18 protein-coding genes are annotated in these 18,786 nt (G+C 43.8%); 13 read left to right on the top strand and 5 right to left on the bottom strand.

The annotated features are described in order from the left end of the window. The first annotated feature begins 101 nt into the window (after window positions 1-101). Together AR1Y2_RS09415 and AR1Y2_RS09410 are read left to right on the top strand one after the other, a co-directional pair. Window positions 102-701: a TetR/AcrR family transcriptional regulator gene (locus AR1Y2_RS09415; protein ID WP_137328735.1), complete on the top strand. Its 600-nt coding sequence runs from the start codon at window positions 102-104 to the stop codon at window positions 699-701. Further along, complete coding sequence (locus AR1Y2_RS09410; RefSeq protein ID WP_330554724.1) at window positions 664-2,022, top strand: MATE family efflux transporter; 1,359 nt, start codon at window positions 664-666, stop codon at window positions 2,020-2,022. Before AR1Y2_RS09415 ends, AR1Y2_RS09410 begins: the two co-directional genes overlap by 38 nt. Window positions 2,023-2,027: 5 nt before the next feature. Here AR1Y2_RS09410 and AR1Y2_RS09405 read toward each other — a convergent pair whose 3' ends face one another. Both AR1Y2_RS09405 and AR1Y2_RS09400 read right to left on the bottom strand, forming a co-directional pair. Further along, window positions 2,028-2,795 (bottom strand): sulfite exporter TauE/SafE family protein, encoded by a 768-nt coding sequence (locus AR1Y2_RS09405; protein WP_024727625.1) that lies wholly within the window; start codon window positions 2,793-2,795, stop codon window positions 2,028-2,030. A 19-nt stretch (window positions 2,796-2,814) separates the two neighbouring features. After that, complete coding sequence (locus tag AR1Y2_RS09400; RefSeq protein WP_137328734.1) at window positions 2,815-3,252, bottom strand: MarR family winged helix-turn-helix transcriptional regulator; 438 nt, start codon at window positions 3,250-3,252, stop codon at window positions 2,815-2,817. A 142-nt stretch (window positions 3,253-3,394) separates the two neighbouring features. Here AR1Y2_RS09400 and AR1Y2_RS09395 point away from each other — a divergent pair, with 142 nt between their 5' ends. The 3 genes from AR1Y2_RS09395 (at window position 3,395) to AR1Y2_RS09385 (ending at window position 6,607) form a co-directional block, all read left to right on the top strand. Next, window positions 3,395-3,958: a TetR/AcrR family transcriptional regulator gene (locus AR1Y2_RS09395; protein ID WP_243118718.1), complete on the top strand. Its 564-nt coding sequence runs from the start codon at window positions 3,395-3,397 to the stop codon at window positions 3,956-3,958. Window positions 3,959-4,071: 113 nt separating this feature from the next. Continuing rightward, complete coding sequence (locus tag AR1Y2_RS09390) at window positions 4,072-5,466, top strand: MATE family efflux transporter (RefSeq protein ID WP_137328732.1); 1,395 nt, start codon at window positions 4,072-4,074, stop codon at window positions 5,464-5,466. Next, window positions 5,453-6,607, top strand: a complete 1,155-nt coding sequence (locus AR1Y2_RS09385) for a cation diffusion facilitator family transporter (RefSeq protein WP_137328731.1) — start codon at window positions 5,453-5,455, stop codon at window positions 6,605-6,607. The genes AR1Y2_RS09390 and AR1Y2_RS09385 overlap by 14 nt, the downstream gene beginning before the upstream one ends. Before the next feature lie 2 nt (window positions 6,608-6,609). Here the strand turns inward: AR1Y2_RS09385 and AR1Y2_RS09380 are convergent, their stop codons facing one another. From AR1Y2_RS09380 to AR1Y2_RS09370, 3 genes are all read right to left on the bottom strand, one after another. Beyond that, a complete protein-coding gene (locus AR1Y2_RS09380; RefSeq protein ID WP_137328730.1) occupies window positions 6,610-7,944 on the bottom strand; it encodes a hypothetical protein in 1,335 nt (444 codons plus the stop codon). 340 nt (window positions 7,945-8,284) lie between these two features. Next, a complete protein-coding gene (locus AR1Y2_RS09375) occupies window positions 8,285-8,548 on the bottom strand; it encodes a CD3324 family protein (protein WP_137328729.1) in 264 nt (87 codons plus the stop codon). 175 nt (window positions 8,549-8,723) lie between these two features. Then, window positions 8,724-9,314 (bottom strand): hydrolase, encoded by a 591-nt coding sequence (locus AR1Y2_RS09370; protein WP_137328728.1) that lies wholly within the window; start codon window positions 9,312-9,314, stop codon window positions 8,724-8,726. Between the two features lie 188 nt (window positions 9,315-9,502). Between AR1Y2_RS09370 and AR1Y2_RS09365 the strand changes: the two genes are divergently transcribed. The 8 genes from AR1Y2_RS09365 to AR1Y2_RS09330 all read left to right on the top strand — a co-directional run bounded on the left by AR1Y2_RS09365 (window position 9,503) and on the right by AR1Y2_RS09330 (window position 18,786). Beyond that, window positions 9,503-10,396, top strand: coding sequence for a Fic family protein (locus AR1Y2_RS09365; protein ID WP_137328727.1), 894 nt, complete (start codon window positions 9,503-9,505; stop codon window positions 10,394-10,396). 35 nt (window positions 10,397-10,431) lie between these two features. Next, on the top strand, window positions 10,432-10,611 hold the full coding sequence (locus AR1Y2_RS09360; RefSeq protein WP_137328726.1) for a helix-turn-helix domain-containing protein: 180 nt from the start codon (window positions 10,432-10,434) through the stop codon (window positions 10,609-10,611). Next, on the top strand, window positions 10,604-12,166 hold the full coding sequence (locus tag AR1Y2_RS09355) for a type I restriction-modification system subunit M (protein ID WP_137328725.1): 1,563 nt from the start codon (window positions 10,604-10,606) through the stop codon (window positions 12,164-12,166). The genes AR1Y2_RS09360 and AR1Y2_RS09355 overlap by 8 nt, the downstream gene beginning before the upstream one ends. Before the next feature lie 2 nt (window positions 12,167-12,168). After that, entirely contained in the window at window positions 12,169-12,774 is a 606-nt protein-coding gene (locus AR1Y2_RS09350; protein WP_137328724.1) for a restriction endonuclease subunit S, read from the top strand. A 13-nt stretch (window positions 12,775-12,787) separates the two neighbouring features. Continuing rightward, window positions 12,788-16,015 (top strand): type I restriction endonuclease subunit R, encoded by a 3,228-nt coding sequence (locus AR1Y2_RS09345; RefSeq protein WP_137328723.1) that lies wholly within the window; start codon window positions 12,788-12,790, stop codon window positions 16,013-16,015. Window positions 16,016-16,163: 148 nt separating this feature from the next. Next, window positions 16,164-16,844 carry a response regulator transcription factor gene (locus tag AR1Y2_RS09340; RefSeq protein ID WP_175403628.1) on the top strand — a complete coding sequence of 227 codons (681 nt, stop codon included), beginning with the start codon at window positions 16,164-16,166 and terminating at the stop codon, window positions 16,842-16,844. Window positions 16,845-16,847: 3 nt separating this feature from the next. Further along, window positions 16,848-17,975, top strand: coding sequence for a HAMP domain-containing sensor histidine kinase (locus tag AR1Y2_RS09335; protein ID WP_137328721.1), 1,128 nt, complete (start codon window positions 16,848-16,850; stop codon window positions 17,973-17,975). A 52-nt stretch (window positions 17,976-18,027) separates the two neighbouring features. Continuing rightward, complete coding sequence (locus AR1Y2_RS09330; RefSeq protein WP_137328720.1) at window positions 18,028-18,786, top strand: ABC transporter ATP-binding protein; 759 nt, start codon at window positions 18,028-18,030, stop codon at window positions 18,784-18,786.

Genomic DNA, 18,786 nt, shown 5'->3' with positions numbered 1-18,786 from the left:
TATAATATCCTAGCATTTATTCGCAAGAATTTGACAAACGAACACTGTTCATATTAGAATATAAACGAACAGTGTTTGTTTGAGCGTGGTGGAGGATTTATATGAGCAGAAGAAGTTTATCTTATGAAAGTATTATGAAAACTGCTATCAAATTGGTAGAACAAAAGGGATTCAACAATTTTTCTCTTAGGGAGCTGGCCGCTGAGCTACAGGTACAGCCTTCCTCGTTGTATAACCACATAAGAGGGATCAACGAGATTCAAAAAGCCGTCGGCCTGTATGGGATACATGAGATGGAAAAAGGCCTGACAGAAGCCTCAAGAGGGAGAAGTATGGAGCAGGCATTAAAAAAAATGGCACTCTGGTACCGGGATTATGCCAAAAACAATCCTGAATTATATCAGGCAGTCATAGGTCTTCAAATGTCGGAGGATGAAGAATTAAAAAATGCACTGAAACGGATCGTAGCACCTATCATCAGGGTGATCTCTGAGAAGGTAAAGGAGAAGGAACCTATCATTCATTTTGAACGGGCTTTCAGAAGTATGCTTCATGGCTTTATTTCCCTCGAAATGACTGGATATATGAACCGCCTGGAGATCGGCCCGGAGGATAGTTTTCTATTTATGGTGGAGCAGTTTATCGATTCGATTGGAAAAGAAGGTGAAAGCAGTGGAAGACAAGGCGTTAGAACATTATAAGAAGATGACGGAGACCCCGGTTTCCAGACTGGTCATATCCCTGGGGATCCCAACCATCATCAGTATGCTGGTGACGAACATTTATAATATGGCAGATACCTATTTTGTTGGAAAGATCGGAACCAGTGCCAGCGGCGCGGTGGGCATTGTCTTTGGCCTCATGTCCATTATCCAGGCAGTGGGTTTCATGCTGGGACACGGAGCAGGAAGCAATATTTCAAGAAAACTGGGAGCAAAAGATACGGAGAGTGCGTCGTCCTTTGCATCCACAAGCTTTATCTGGTCTATCCTTTTAGGAATTCTTTTGGGCCTTTTTGGGCTTATCTTTCTGGATCCTTTGATGCGCCTGCTTGGCAGTACGGATACGATCCTTCCCTTTGCCAGAACCTATGCCGCCTGTATCCTTATTTCCGCGCCCTTGATGACCAGCAGCTTTGTTCTAAACAATATTCTGCGGTATGAGGGAAAGGCATCCTTGGCTATGATTGGTCTGACAGCCGGAGGTTTTCTGAATATTTTTGGAGACTGGGTACTAATGACAAAATTTCATATGGGGATCCTGGGAGCCGGAATTTCAACGGCAGTGTCCCAGGTGGTGAGCTTTTTGATTCTGTTTAGTATATTTTTCGGAAAGAAGACTCAGAGCAGGCTGTCTGTCCGGTTTTTCTCCAGGGACCGCCAAGTTTTTTCTTCCATCATCAAAACCGGATTTCCAAGCTTGATCCGTCAGGGACTGACCAGCATTTCAACGATGGTACTGAATGGACAGGCTGGCATTTATGGTGATGCAGCCGTAGCCGCTATGGCGATCGTCAACCGGATCTGCTTTTTTCTATTTGCCGTGGGCCTTGGCATCGGACAGGGATTCCAGCCAGTTTCAGCTTTTAACTTTGGAGCAAAAAAATATTCCAGAGTACGGAAAGCGTTCCGGTTTACACTGGGGGCGGGGGAGTTATGTCTCGGCAGCCTTGCGGTCATAGGCTTTTTCCTATCCTCACAGCTAGTAGGCTGGTTCCGGAATGATCCCGCTGTCATTGAAATCGGGACCTTTGCGTTGAGAGCCCAGCTTCTCACATTGTTTCTGCAGCCAATGGCAGTATGTGCCAACATGATGTTTCAGAGCATCGGAAAAAATGGGACCGCTTCCTTTTTGGCAATGTTAAGAAGCGGAATCTGCTTTATCCCGGTGATCTTTTTGCTGCCCCGTTTGTTGGGGCTCACCGGAGTGGAAGTATCCCAGACCGTGGCGGATTTTCTGACATTTGTGATCACCGTTCCGTTTGTGGTACAGTTCTTTCAGCATCTTCCGAATGATGACTAGACGTTCTAAAAATAATTCACAGCAACAATAGCCAGTCCAAGTACTGTGAGAACTGCTCCGGTGGCACGGTTTAATACAATGGCGGAAGCTTTGTTGGCAAATTTGGCTGCGACCCTGGCCCAGAGGAAGGTACTTAATACACAGAATATCAGGCTTAACATATCCGGACGTCCTCCGATGGCAAAATGACTTAAAGAGCCAGTCAGCGCGGTAAAAGTCATGATGAAGACGCTGGTGCCTACGGCAGTCTTCAGCTCATATCCCAGGACACTGGTCAGCAGAAGAAGCATCATCATACCTCCGCCTGCACCGACGAAACCGCAGATAAATCCCACAACAGCACCGCAGATGACAGACTGAAGGAATCTCTTTTTTGCGTTCACAGATTCCATGCTGCTTTTTGTGGTCATGACCGGGCGGACGAGGAACTTAATTCCAAGCAGCAAGGTCATGAAAGTAGAAAAACCGCCCATGGCTGTGCTTGGTACAAGGCTTGAAATATAGCTCCCAACTAAAGTAAAGCATAGCACGGAGGCCATCATGACCAATCCGTTTTTAATATCCAGGTTCTTATGTTTGCCATAGGTATAGGCAGATACAGCGCTGGCACACACATCGCTTGCCAGGGCAATGCCCACTGCCATGTAAGGATTCATTCCGAGAAAGGCTATGAGCATGGGACTGATGACAGCAGCTGCGCTCATACCGGCAAAACCTGTGCCCAGCCCCGCGCCGATTCCTGCCAAAAAACAAATGATAAATTTATATAACATAATCGTTACCTCATACTTGTTATTTTTTTTCTTTCAGTGACTTTGTGATATTATCATCGATCCTGCTGAAAAACTCCTGGAGTTTTTCCCGTTCTGCCTTAGAAAAACCATCCAGCAAAAGTGCAAAGCATTGTTCCTGACAGCCAGCCAGGGCATTAATCCGGTCTTTCATATCAGCAGATAGGATCAGCCGGTGCACCTTCCGGTTTACAGGGTCAGGAGAAGAAGTGAGATACTTCTGCATTCTGAGAGATTCCACGGCCTTCGAGACATTGGATTTGGCAAAGCCCCTCATGATGGAGATATCCTTGGCAGTATTATGCATTGGATTATTTTTTAGAAAAAGCAAGACATCAATTTCCAGCTGCGAAAGTTCGTACTGATCCGACAAAGGCTGGAATGTCTGCCGATACAAATGCTTAAAATGGTTTGCATAGGTCAAAACATGATTCTGCATGAAAATCAGTCCTTTCTGTTAAAAGTTATTTTTATAACAGTTCTAATTATAACTATTAGGGCATAGGCTGTCAATGAGTTAAAAATATTGACAAAGAATTAGAACTATTATAATATTGAATTACAGTTCAATATTAGGAGGAATGATGGCACAAGTTTTAAAAGAAGAGATCCGGCAGGGGATTCTCCATGCGGCCCTGGAGGAGTTTTATGAAAATGGATATGTCCAGGCGACCATGCGCAGTATCGCTGACAGAGCCGGGATACCGGCCGGTCTTATTTATTCTTATTATAAAAATAAAGAGGCATTGTTTGATGAAGTCCTACGCCCGGTGCATTTTGACTGGAAGCGGGTCATGAAAGGCAGCGGATCATCGGACCATCAGAATTACCAGTATCTGAGCCAGATGGAAGAGGACTGTATCAGAAGTCTTTTCAGGCACCATAAGGAATTCATCATTATGATGGATAAAAGCACTAAGACAAAATATGAGTGTGAAAAGGAAAACCTGGTCTGTGAGATCGAGGGCCATCTGAACTCGCACCGGGATCTGTGCAGGCATTACGATCCAGTGTTTGTACACATCATAGCCAACAATTTTTTAGATGCACTATTGCAGATCGCATACCACTATGAAAGCGAGGAGTGGGCCATGAAACTACTAAACAAGATATCAAAAATGTATTTACAGGGAATTGGTTTTTAAACCGGTTCCTTTTTTTATTGAACAATATTGAATATATATTCAATATTGAACTGAGTAGGATTTGTACGGTCTTTGGAACCGTTCAGATAAATAAAAATTTGGAGGTAAGAAAAATGAAAGAAGCGAAGAAAAACAATCATCTTCTGGGGGAGGAGACGGTGGCAAAGGCGCTGTTAAAACTTGGAATCCCGACCATGATTGGAATGCTGATCTCTGCCCTTTACAACGCCGTGGATGCCTATTTTGTCGGAGGACTGGGTACCAGCCAGATGGGCGCTGTCTCTGTGGTCTTCCCGATTGTCCAGCTGGTGATCGGACTTGGAATGATGTTCGGGGCAGGAGCATCGTCCTATATATCCAGGCTGCTTGGGGCAAAAGAGTATGAGCTGGCTGACCGGACGGCCTCCACGGCTCTGTTTACCGGACTGTTGACGGGAGGTGCTGTCATCGCCGGGATTCTGATCTTTTTGACACCGGTATTATCCGCACTTGGCGCTACACAGACCATTCTGCCCTATGCCAGGGAATATGCTCTCATCTATGTGACCGGATCGATCCTCAATATATTTAATGTTACAATGAACAATCTTTTGACAGCCCAAGGAGCAACCCGGTTTACAATGGCAGCGATGATGACCGGAAGTATCCTCAATGTTATTTTGGATCCGCTGCTCATCTATGGATTACATATGGGCATCCGGGGAGCAGCGGCGGCTACGGTGATCTCCCTGTGCGTCAATTCCTTCATGTACGTGATTTACCTGATGAAAGGAAAAGGGCTTCTGCACCTGTCTTTCAGGAACATGACACCCAGCAAAGCCATCTACTGTGAGATATTAAAAATAGGGATTCCTGTACTGGTATTCCAGCTCTTTGCCAGTATCGCATTGGGACTGACTAATACTGCGGCAAAAGCATACGGGGATTACGCGGTGGCTGCCATGGGCGCAGTCAGCAGGATCATGACCGTTGGGATCTACGTGGTGTTTGGTTTTATGAAAGGATTCCAGCCATTTGCGGGATTTAATTTCGGAGCCGGACAGTATGACCGGCTGAAAGAGGCGGTAAAACTCTGCTGTCTCTGGTCCACCAGCTTTTGTGTTCTCATGTCGGCCGTCTGCTTCCCCTTGTCCAAACAGCTGATTGGACTATTTGGCACTGATCCGCAGATGATCCTGCTGGGCGGCCGGGCTCTGCGTTTTAATGCAGTCTTACTGCTGACCTTCGGATTCCAGATGGTGTATGCGTCTCTCTATCTCTCCGTCGGAAAAAGCGGAGCAGGAAGTATCTTAAGTCTGGGAAGACAGGGAATCTTTTTCTTCCCGCTGATCCTTGTGCTTCCGAGGCTGTTTGGACTTTCAGGAATCGTCTGGGCCCAGCCGGCGGCTGATGTATGTGCGGCCCTGGTGACTCTATGGTTTGCCTGGAACATGAACGAAATACTTGGGATCAGCTCAAAGAAGAGGGCACCTGGTTCCGGGGAGGAGTGTATACATGAAAAAGGATAAAAAAAGCGCCAGCCTTTTCCAGTTGACTGTATTGGGTATTGTCTTAAATCTTTTTCTGAGCATCCTAAAATTCACGGCGGGAGCTGTCAGCCATTCCGTGACCGTGACGGCGGACGGGTGGAACAACTTAACGGATGCGGGAACAACGGCCGTGACCATGTTCGGCCTCTGGGCGGCAGGCTGCGGCGCGGGGAAACACCATCCATACGGACACGGCAGGCTGGAGTGGCTCCTTGGAATGCTGGCGTCAGCCTCCGTGATCACCATAGGATTTGAATTGTTAAAAACTTCGGTCTCAGCTTTATACAGGGGACAGCAATCGGATTATCAAACCGTCGTTTTTTTCGTATTGTTTCTCTCTGTGGCAGTAAAGATATGGATGTACTTTTATCAAAAAAGGGCTGGTCTTGCCATGGAGTCAGAGACATTAAAAGCCATGTCTAAGGACTCTTTATCAGATGCCTTTGCGACAGGGGCAGTCCTCATTTCTGCTTTCGTCACAAGGTTCACTGAGTGGAACATTGACGGGTGGTGCGGCATAGGGGTTGCAGTCCTCATCCTGGCCAATGGATTGAAAAGTTTTACAGAGATCGTAGAAAAAGTGATCGGAACACAGCCAGAGGGCAGTATTTTACAGGAGGTTGAGGATATCATATCAAAGCAGGAGGGCGTTGCATGTTTTTATGGACTAAACATCCATGACTACGGCCTTAAGCACTACATCGTTTCCGTCAAAATATTGGGTAAGGACAGCGGTATTTTTACAAAAGCCCTGGAACTTTCTTTGATGCTTGAGCAGAAGTACAACTGCAGCTGTACGGTTCAGGCAGGAATTGCAGCAGAAGAGTCCAACGAAATAAAACAACTAAGAAATGACCTGAATGAAAAAGCAGGGGAGATCCATCCGCTGCTGGAGCTTATAAACTGCCGTTTTATCAGGGCAGGAGAACATACCCTGATTACGGCAGACCTTTGTGTTCCTATTTCACTCCAGAAAAAGGAAGATATGATTTTAAAAGAACTCAGACATACGGCAGGAAAGGCCGGAACCCAGTATCAGCTGGAACTAAGTCCTTTTGTGGAAAATAACCATATCCGCTCCTGGAAGACTCTGAAGAAATCTAAAAAACAGAAGGGGTAGGGCTAAGGGTTCATGCCCAGAAAATGACTGCGGTCAGATACGGCAAAGGAAGCCAACTGTCCGGCAGAGTCCCGGTTCAGCGCCATGACTCTGCCATGATACGGATAGTAGATCAGGTTAGACCAGAGAACCTCATAGCCGCCTTTGTCATACTCTTCTGCAGTGGGCAGATAGCTGTCGATCCCGTTGGTGTAGCCGTTGAGAAAAAAGAGCGAATCCTCGGATTTCTGCCACACGTCCAGTGAAATCTCGCACATGATCTCATTGGCAACACCGCAGAAACAGCCGTCATTTAACATAAAATATTGAAATTCAATGTCTGCTGTCTGCGTAAATACTTTCTTTTCCCGAAGTTTGCGGACTTCCATAAGCCATCCATTTCCGTCTATACCAGCTTCAGTTTCGGCTTCCTCTGCGATTTCCTCTGCCCGCTTCAATGATGGGACATCAGCTGCAAAGGGATGAATTACAGAAAACATTGCAAGTCTGTGGACCGGCTCTGTCTTTAATTTTTTCCAAATAGGAACAACAGAAGCTAGGACAGAGTCTGCCATGTTCTCCAATGCATCTAGACTTTGCTGAAAATATTTCTGTTTTTCAGTGTCAGTGTAAGGCTTTTCTAAAGCATCCACACCCTGTATCTCCATAAAATCTGCATTTTCCTGCTGAAATCTTGGACGGAGATTCCCAGATGCCCCTTGGACCATCATAACAGGGCAGCCAAAAGTGTTGGAAAGCTTCTGCCTTGTAAGGCCAAAATAATCAGAAGAAATCTTGTAGTTGTCGCTAGTGAGCACATTGGCATGGGCTGACACTCTGAGAAGAAGCAGTGCCGGTTTCTCGTCCGGATCCTCCAGTTTTAAAATCCCAAGCCGGGGTTCTACAGCGGATGTGTCTGATCTTCGGTTGATGCCGATCAAATGATCCCCGATCCCCCAAGCCACATGAAATGGCCTCATCTGTTTCTCTGCCTCTTTTGCCGCAACACATATCTGATCACATACAAAGGTAAAGTAAGCGGGTTCCTCCGCTGCATTAGGTGCAGAATGGGTATGGGAAAAACATACCATGATCTTATCTGTTGAAATATTGAGAACGCTGGCGATCTCTTTTCTTAACTTCATAGTCAGCTCCACGGTAAAGCCCAGGCTGTCCACAGCTGCCAGGCACATGGTTTCTTCCTGGAATCTGAAGATGAGGATCTGGGCATTTAATGGATGAAGGATTCCTCTGGATTGATTATCAATTCTCGGAAACCCTACCAGCTGGACCGGACCATCCGGGGTAATATTGGTATCAGCAAATCCGAAAGAAGCAGTGTTTTGATTTTGTTTCATAAGTAACACCTCCTGTATCAAAAGATAACAGAAGTGGAAAGAGCCTTCAATATCCAAGATCATACAGAAACAATTTATACCTTAACGCGCGAAGCGCGTGCACCCGAAGGGTATGAAATACGGTGTGCCCTGTGGGTATACCTTAACGCGCGAAGCGCGTGCACCCGAAGGGTATAAAATACGGTGTGCCCTGTGGGTATACTTATGAGGCAGGTTACCATAGGAAGGGAATGAGACGATATTTTGTTATTTGGGTATATTCAAGATAGCCGTCCATTCAGAAAAGCAGTGAATATCAAGTGATAGATATCCACTGCTTTTTCAGATGTTTTCAGCTTATTCATCTGCCGTATACAATCTTTCGAATGGTATGTACGGAAAGAAAATATGTATCTGACAGTTTTTCTATGGACATCCCTGAATGATAATCCTTTCGGATACGTTGATTGCGCTGGGAAGTCCTGGTCCGGCTCCCTGTCTTATCACCCCATTTTTTATGCTGGTCTTCTTTTTTAGGTATGTACAGATAACCTCCCTGTACATAGTCCTGAAGCTGTTCCAAAAGGGATGCGGGAAGAATGGAAGCTGCATTTTTATAATTCATAATTGGTCTCACTCCTTAAACAGTATTGTTTTTGGAAACAAGGCCGTTAAGAATATGAAAGCGCCTTTTACTCCATGCAGCCGGCGCTTCTTTTATTCCATAGGAAATTCCTGGGCCCTGCATGGAGACGTACATCTGCTTTTCTTTTTTTATTAATACACATAATGATCACCGCCTATTGTTCGTATTTCTGCATTTCCTGTTTAATAGAATCTTCACAGGAGCGCATGGCCAGAATTGTTTTTTCAAAGAGCTCGTTTAACTCCCAGCCCAGATTTTGTGCACCCTGGGAGATTACATCCCGGGAGCAGCCGGCCGCAAACTTTTTATCTTTAAACTTCTTACGGATGCTGGAAAGTTTCATATCCTGGACACTTTTAGAAGGGCGCATCAATGCGGCGGCTCCGATCAGGCCGGTCAGCTCATCTGCCGCAAATAAGACTTTCTCCATCTGGTGGTCCGGCTGGATGTCAGAACAGATCCCATAGCCGTGAGAACAGACGGAACGTATCATATCTTCCCCTATGCCGCCTTCCCGTAAAAGTTCCGGGGCCTTTTGGCAGTGTTCCTCTGGGTATAATTCAAAGTCAATATCGTGAAGAAGTCCGGTGATCCCCCAATAGTCTTCCTCCTGTCCGTAACCCAATTCATTGGCATACCATCTCATGACACCTTCGACTGTCAGTGCATGCTGGATGTGAAAAGGCTCTTTATTATATTTCTTTAGAAGCTTAAAGGCTTCATCACGTGTTATTGTTGTTTCCATAGGACCTCCCTTGCTGATATGGTGTTTTGTCATTTGTTCTGGTTTTATTTTAGCACTTGAGATGGGGAAAGTAAAACAGGAGGGGAAGGGAAAATTATATTGTTCCGATACAGGAAAAATATTATTCCGATTACATTGCTATTATTCCGAATAGAGCGTATACTAGTTTTGAAACGAGGTACAGATTTATGTTTATGACAGTGAAAGAAGCTGCAGAGAAATGGGGAATTTCAGATCGGAGAGTGCGAATTCTTTGTTCAGAAGGAAAAATCCCAGGTGTTACCCGTGAAGGACGCAGTTGGGCAATACCGGCAGATGCGGTGAAACCAGAGGATGGGCGATACAAAACGGTTGAAAGTCTGCTGGCAATGATTGATACGAAGAAAGCTGAGCTGGATACCAGGCGACCATTGACAGAAGGTGAAGTAGAACGCTTGACGGAGGAGTTCATAGTTGAGTACACTTATAATTCCAATGCCATGGAAGGTAATACGCTTACGCTGCGTGAAACTGATATGGTGCTACGAGGATTAACCATCGATCAGAAACCGCTGAAGGATCATATGGAGGCGATTGATCACAAAGAGGCTTTTGAATTTGTCCAGGACTTGGTAAAAGAACAGGTGCCCTTGACAGAGAATATCATCAAACAGATTCATTATCTTGTATTAATGGATAAAAAAGATGATCGTGGTGTTTATCGGAGAGTGCCTGTGAGAATCATGGGGGCAAAACATGAGCCAGTACAACCGTATTTGATTCAGCCAAAAATGGAGCAGCTTCTAGATAGTTACCGGAATAGTACAGAGCATGTTATTCCAAGGCTTGCCCAATTTCATATTGAATTTCAGGGAATTCATCCTTTCATTGATGGGAACGGCCGTACTGGGCGTTTGCTCATAAATTTGGAACTGATGAAGGCTGGATATCCGCCGATTGATATTAAGTTTACGGATCGGGTGGCCTATTATAAGGCTTTCGACGAGTATTATGGTAAACATAAGCCGGATGCAATGGGGAAGTTACTTGCTGGATATGTGAATGAGAGGCTGGACAGCTATTTGGCAATGTTGAAGGAGTAGAGCAGAATGTTATGAAATGATACAGATAAAAAGATATGTCAAACACATCACTACAACAGGGGGCTGTATTCTCTGCAAATATGGTCACATGGCTGAAATGCATTGAAGACATATCTTTCGACAGCAAAGAAAACAACTGCCACTTTTTAAAGTGTAGCGTGGATGATATTTTGGAGTTTATTCCAGATGAAGACGGAGGAAAAGAGAATGATTGATACTAAAAAAGAACAGGAACGGGACGAACTGCACCGTGCAATATGGGCAATCGCAGATGAACTGCGTGGAGCGGTTGATGGATGGGATTTCAAAAACTATGTCCTTGGCACGATGTTTTACCGATACATATCCGAAAATTTGTGTAATTATATCAATGAGGGGGAAATCAAAGCCGGAAATACAGACTTTGACTTTGCTATCATGTCCGATGAGGATGTAGAAGAAGCCAGAGAAGGTTTGGTGCAGGAAAAGGGATTTTTTATTTTGCCAAGTGAACTGTTTTGTAACGTAAGAAAACGGGCTGCTGAGGATGAAAACCTGAACGAAACCTTAGAGCGCGTATTTCGTCACATTGAGGAATCTGCAAAAGGCAGCGAGGCTGAGAGCGATTTTGCCGGACTGTTTGATGATTATGATGTAAACAATAATAAGCTGGGTTCTACCGTAGCTAAGCGCAATGAAAAATTGGTCAAGCTGTTAAACGGTGTCGGTGAGATGAATTTAGGTGAGGTCAAGGACCACAGCATTGATGCCTTTGGCGATGCCTATGAATACTTAATGACCATGTATGCGTCTAATGCAGGTAAATCGGGTGGTGAATTCTTTACTCCTGCTGAGGTATCAGAATTATTGACACGTCTTGGTACTGTGGGCAAGACTGAAATCAATAAGGTATATGACCCTGCGTGCGGATCTGGCTCGCTTCTTCTCAAGGCTGAAAAAATTCTTGGTAAGGATGCAATACGTAACGGCTTCTACGGACAGGAAATCAATATCACCACATATAATCTTTGCCGTATCAATATGTTTTTGCATGATGTCGGCTTTGATAAATTCGATATTGCTTGTGAAGATACATTAATATCTCCGAAACATTGGGATGATGAACCTTTTGAATTGATTGTTTCCAATCCGCCGTACTCTATCAAGTGGGAAGGTGACAAAAATCCACTGCTTATCAATGACCCGCGTTTTGCTCCTGCCGGAGTGCTTGCTCCAAAGAGCAGGGCAGACATGGCATTTATTATGCACAGCCTTTCATGGCTTGCATCCAACGGCACGGCGGCTATCGTATGTTTTCCTGGTATTATGTATCGTGGCGGTGCAGAGCAGAAAATCCGTAAGTACCTCATAGAGAATAACTTTGTGGACTGCATTATCCAATTGCCGGGCAATCTTTTCTTCGGCACTTCCATTGCCACCTGCATTATGGTAATGAAGAAAAATAAGAATGATAACAAGACATTGTTCATTGATGCATCTACTGAATGTATAAAGGTCACCAATAACAATAAGCTGACTCCGGAGAATATAGACCGTATCGTGAATGTATTCGCAAAACGTGAGAAAGTGGCACACTTCTCTCATCTGGCAGCCTACGAGCAAATTAAGGACAACAATTACAATCTTTCTGTATCCACCTATGTGGAGGCAGAGGATACCCGTGAGAAGATTGACATCGTAAAGCTGAATGGGGAAATCGAAGAAATAGTCAAGCGTGAAGATGAACTGCGTGAAGCCATTCGAACTATCATTGAAGAAATCGAGGTGTGATTATGAGCAAATTAGGTGAACTGATTCGGGAGTTATGCCCGAATGGAGTGGAGTTTTGTAAAATAAAAGATGTATATACAAGACTCAAGGGTACTCCTATCACAGCTGGAAAAATGAAGGAAATAGATAACCCGGATGGAGAAGTTAGAGTTTTCGCGGGAGGTAAGACGGTAATTAATGCATTTGAAGAAGACATTCCAAAAGCAAATATTACAAGGGTCCCTGCTGTTCTAGTTCAATCTCGTGGAGTTATTGATGTAGTGTACTATGAAGAACCATTTACTTTCAAAAATGAAATGTGGGCATATACAGCGGATGAGAAGATATCAGTAAAATATCTATATTATGTAATGAAGAACAATATTCAGCAGTTTAGAGGTGCGGCTTCTGGTATGGGTTCGTTACCACAGATTTCGCTGAAGGTAACAGAAGAATTCGTTATTCCAATGCCTCCGTTACCAGTACAGAGTGAAATTGTCCGTATACTAGACAATTTCACGGAGCTTACGGCGGAGCTTACGGCGGAGCTTACGGCGGAGCTTACCGCGAGAAAAAAACAATATGAATACTACAGAGATAAATTACTAACATTTAACGAATTATCCTAAGGAGGTGACCCATGTGCCTTATTTCAATATTGTAGCCGAAACATCGGAGAACACTGTTGTTACAGAATATGAGCCAGTCAAGGCTCGTTCCGATATCTATCAGAGTGAGGCTGCATTAGAAAAAGAATTCATTCGTCTGCTCTGTGAACAAGGCTATGAATATCTGACCATTCATACGGAGAAGGACTTGATTGCCAATCTCCGCAATCAACTGGAAGAACTAAACAGCTACCATTTTACTGATAATGAATGGGAGCATTTCTTCGCAGATTCCATTGCAAACCCTAATGAGCATATCGTTGAGAAAACACGAAAAATCCAAGAGGACTCTGTCGAAGTCCTAAAGCGAGACGATGGTTCCACCAAAAACATTGCTTTGATTAACAAAAAGAATATTCACAGCAATCGTCTGCAGGTTATCAACCAGTATGTTCTTGGTAAAGAAGAGGGCGCGAAATATGATAATCGCTACGATGTGACCGTGCTTGTAAACGGTCTGCCTTTGGTACATATCGAACTGAAAAGGCGTGGTGTTGCCATTCGTGAGGCGTTTAATCAAATTAACCGCTATCAACGTGACTCCTTCTGGGCAGGTTGTGGCTTATTTGAGTATGTGCAGATTTTTGTTATATCCAATGGCACGAATACAAAATATTTTTCCAACAGCACAAGAAAGAATGTGGAGAAGGAAAACGAAAAGAAAGGTAGTAGTAAAACGAAAACAAGCAACAGCTTTGAATTCACATCATTCTGGGCGGATGCCAACAATCGCATCATCCCGGATTTGATTGATTTTACCAAGACCTTTTTTGCAAAACATTCCCTCTTAAATGTACTGACTAAATATTGCATTTTCACATCAGAAAATATGCTGATGGTTATGCGTCCGTATCAGATTACGGCAACAGAACGTATTCTAAATCGGATTGAGATTGCTAATAACTATAAAAAATATGGCAGCGTAGAAGGTGGCGGATATATCTGGCACACCACAGGAAGTGGTAAAACTTTGACTTCTTTTAAGACTGCACGGCTTGCTTCAATGCTCCCATATATCGACAAGGTGCTGTTTGTGGTAGACCGTAAGGATCTGGACTATCAAACTATGAAGGAGTATGACCGTTTTGAAAAAGGTGCTGCCAACAGCAACACTTCCACAGTTATTCTGAAAAAACAGTTGGAAGATCCTAACACGCATATTATCATTACAACCATTCAAAAGCTGGCTACCTTTATCAAAAAGAACAGTAATCATCCAGTTTATGATAAGCATATTGTTATTATCTTCGATGAGTGCCATCGTAGCCAGTTTGGGGATATGCATATAGCCATCGTAAAGAACTTCAAAAAGTACCATTTGTTTGGTTTCACCGGGACACCTATTTTTGCGGTCAACTCTGGCAGAGCAAAGAATCCAGAATTCTTTACCACCGGACAGACCTTTGGCGACCAGTTACATACCTACACCATTGTAGATGCCATCAATGATAAAAATGTTCTGCCATTCCGTGTGGACTATATCAAGACAATGGACATGGACGAAGAAATTACAGACGAGATGGTTTGGGACATCAACCGTGAAAAGGCTATGATGGCTCCTAAGCGGATTGAATTGGTGACACGGTATATTCTGGAGCATTTTGACCAAAAGACGTATCGTGGGAATAAAACCTATATATATAATACATTAACAAATATTGCAGAGGTGGCTTCTGCTGATCGTGGTGCTGTGGATGAAATCAAACGAAAACAGCGTGTCAGCGGTTTTAACTCTATTTTTGCCGTTGCCTCTGTACCTATGGCAAAACTATACTACCAAGAATTTATGCGGCAGATGGCAGCAGACCCGACAAGGAAACTGCGGATTGCTACCATATTCAGTTATAGTGCAAACGAAGAGGAAACAGACGGTATTCTGGATGAAGAGAATTCGGAAAATACATCTGCCCTCGACCAACCCTCCCGTGATTTTTTAGAAGCAGCCATCAAGGACTACAACAAGATGTTTCATACCAACTATGACACCTCCAGTGACAAATTCCAGAATTATTATAAAGATGTATCTCTGAGAATGAAGAATAAGGAGCTGGATCTGCTGATTGTAGTGAATATGTTCCTAACAGGATTTGATGCCACTACACTTAATACGTTGTGGGTGGATAAGAATTTAAAAATGCATGGACTGATACAGGCATTCAGCCGTACCAACCGTATCCTCAATTCAATCAAGACCTTCGGAAATATTGTATGTTTCCGAAATCTTCAAAAACGTGTAGATAATGCTATTTCCCTGTTTGGGGATAAGGATGCGGGAGGTATCGTACTGCTGCACAGTTTCAAAGATTATTATTACGGTTATGAATCTGTAGACGGAAAGCCCATGCCGGGATATGTGGATTTAATGGAGGACTTGTCAAATAAGTTTCCACTTACAGCTCCCCAGATTATTGGAGAACAGAATCAAAAGGATTTTATTTCACTGTTCGGAGCAATCCTGCGTATGCGTAATCTGCTCGTTTCTTTTGATGAATTTCAAGGTAAAGAACTGATAACAGAGCGTGACCTGCAGGACTACCTTGGAAGATACCAGGATTTGCGTGATGAATGGAAACGCAGGCGTGATGCCGGGGAAAGTACGGATATCACAGATGATATCGTGTTTGAAGTGGAATTGATAAAGCAGATTGAAATCAATATCGATTATATTTTAATGCTTGTAAAAAAGTATCACGATACCCACTGCGAGGATAAGGAAGTACTCATTACCATTAACAAGGCAATCGATGCCAGCCCGGAACTCCGTAGCAAGAAACAGTTGATTGAAAACTTTATTTCAGGGGTCAATGATGTGGATGATGTCATGAGTGAATGGCACAGGTATGTTGTAAAACAACGAGAGGAAGATTTGGAAACCATTATTACAGAGGAAAAGCTGAAGCCGGAGGATACCCGTAAATTCCTGGATAACGCATTTCGTGAAGGTGAAATTAAAACTGCCGGGACGGACATTGATAAATTGATGCCTCCTGTTTCTCGTTTTGGCGGCAGTGGAAGAGCCAAGAAAAAGCAAGGTATTATTGACAAACTAAAAGTGTTTTTTGAAAAGTATTTTGGCATCGGCGGGCCGGCATCCTTCACAGAGCCGGAAGAACACAGAGCTACCATCTATGAATTGGACCCACAGGCCACCCTTCCTATGGCAGCAGAATCCAATTCACCATATGGAAAGAAAGACGAATAATATGTCGATAACAACTACGCAAGCAATTAACAGCCTGCGTGGTTGTTCTATTATAATTCTTCATATTTTATTTCCTACTTCTCATCATTTCCAACCAATTCCCCTCCAAAGTCATGCTATAATTATAAAACAAACAGGAGGGAAACATATGCTTCAATCAGAAATATTGATCGTAGAAGACGACAGGGATCTTGCAGAGATTGCCATAGATTATATGGAACAAAAAGGACTTGAATGTCTCCGTGCAGGCAGTGCGGAGGATGCATTTGATGCTTTATACCAACAGCCCATCAGGCTGATTATCCTGGACATCAATCTGCCAGGAATGAATGGTTTTCAATTTATAGAAAAACTCAGAAAAGAAACGCAGGTGCCAGTTATCTTTATTTCTGCAAGGACCAGTGACACGGATAAGGTAAAAGGGCTGATGCTCGGCGGAGATGATTACCTCTCCAAACCGTATTCACTGGCAGAGCTGCATTCCAGAGTTCTGGCACTGCTCCGGAGAACTTATGGATATTCCGTATTACAGCCACTCTGTTTTTCTGATATCATCATTGACCAGAAGAGCCAGACAGTAAAAAAGGCGGGCAGGCCATTGGAATTAACCTCAAAAATGTACGAACTGCTTGTCTATCTCGCTGCCCATCCGGAAGAGATTTTGACAAAAGAGCGGTTGTTTACAGAAATCTGGGGGTATGGCTCAGAATCCACACCTTCCGTGCTGGCAGTCCACATCCGGTGGCTGAGGGAGAAAATCGAAAAAAATCCCTCTAATCCGAAGCATATTTTGACTGTTTACGGTAAGGGTTACCGTTTTGAGGAGTAGTAAATGAAAAAGCATTTTTTAAGAGTTGTCCTTGTGTCCTATATCTTATTCTTTATCCTTATTTTTATAGGGGGATGGTACATAAAAAAGAATTCCGATCCTTCCAATAAAATGCTCCCTGTATGGAATGAGATGATCCACGATCAATCTCTCACTAAGACCCAGCAAGAAGCTTTATTAAAAAAGGCTAAAAATTTTCATACAGGAACAGGGGATCTTCCTTTGGTAAGAATTTACGGTACAGTCTGTGGCATACTGTTTGCAGGTATGTCGTGTTTTTTTCTGTACTTCTATTTTTATGCGATACGTCCTATCTCCAGAATGGAACGCTTTGCCGGGGAGATTGCCAGAGGTAATCTGGATTTTCCACTGGAAGCGGAACGTTCTAAGACTTTTGGAGTATTTAGCTGGGCTTTTGATTGTATGAGAACGGAACTCAAAGAAGCCAGAAAAAAAGAAGAAGCAGTCAAAGAGCAGAATAAAACAATGATCGCAGGGATTTCCCATGATATAAAGACACCGGTTGCTAATATCCGAAACTATTGTGAAGGACTATCTGTGAATCTGGATGCCTCACCAGAGAAGCGAAAACGTTATCAGGAAACGATCATGAGGAAATGTGATGAGGTCAGTGCATTAACCGATGATCTGTTTTTACATTCCCTGAATGATATGGACCGGCTGGAAGTAGTACTGATACCAACGGACTTTCAAGATATTTATGAAAGAGTACTGTGCCCGCTTGGTGAAGAAGGGACAGAGGTATTTCCATGTGATATCAAGGAAAGAGTTTTTGCAGATGAGAGGCGTCTGATCCAAGTGATAGATAATATTCTTGGAAATGCCAGAAAATATGCAGAAGGGTTTTCAGTAGAGATCAAAATGGAAGAACAAAAAGAGTACGTTGTCATCTGTATCAAAGATTTAGGACCTGGTATACCTGAGGAGGATTTCTTATATGCAAAGCAGAAATTTTACCGGGGACGGAATGCCCTAGATCAGCAGGGTGCAGGTCTTGGGCTGTACTTGAGTGATGTACTGATGAGACAGATGGAGGGGAGACTGGAACTGGAAAATAAAGCAGGGCTTCAGGTTTCTCTGTATCTTTTAAAAGATAAGCAGACCATTTAAAGACTTTTTAATATTTCTTTTGCTAGGATAGCAGCATAAGGAGGAGTAATACATGAAAACAATCATTGAGACATCAAACCTATGCAAAAGCTATGCCAGCGAAGGACAGCAGCTTCACGTCTTAAGAAATATCGACTTGGAAATTTATGACGGACAATTTACGGTCATTATGGGTCCCAGCGGTTCTGGAAAGTCGACACTGCTTTATATGCTGAGCGGTATGGACACAGCTACCAGCGGGACAGTTTCTGTCTGTGGAGAACCGGTGCACAAAAAGAAGGACCGGGATACTGCCCGGTTCCGCCAGGAGACGGCTGGTTTTATTTTTCAGCAGATGAATCTTCTGTCTCATTTAACCTGCTTTGAGAATATATGTACGGCGGGTTATTTAAAGAAAGGGAGAAGTAAAAAGGAAACACATCAGGAGGCACGGGAGTTGATAGAGAGAACCGGTATCCAGGATCTTTCCCGGAGACTGCCGTCGCAGATGTCTGGGGGCCAGCAGCAGAGATGTGCCATCGTAAGGGCTCTGATTAACCGTCCTAAGATCCTATTTGCGGATGAACCAACCGGTGCCCTTAATTCGGCTTCTGGAAAAGAAATTTTAGACCTGCTTTATTCTCTGTGCCGGGCAGGCCAGAATACTCTGGTGGTGACCCATGACTTAAAGGCGGCCTTAAGAGCTGACCGCATTTTATATTTAAAAGACGGGAAGATTGAGGGAGAATTAAGCCTGCCGCCTTATGAGGAGGCAAGTGCCCCTGTCCGGGAGAAGCAGCTGATCGGCTGGCTGTCAGGAATGGGGTGGTAG

The organism is Anaerostipes rhamnosivorans (assembly GCF_005280655.1).
GTDB lineage: Bacteria > Bacillota > Clostridia > Lachnospirales > Lachnospiraceae > Anaerostipes > Anaerostipes rhamnosivorans.
The sequence above is the reverse complement of the archived record's forward strand: the minus strand, read 5'-3'. Positions and strand labels throughout refer to the sequence as shown.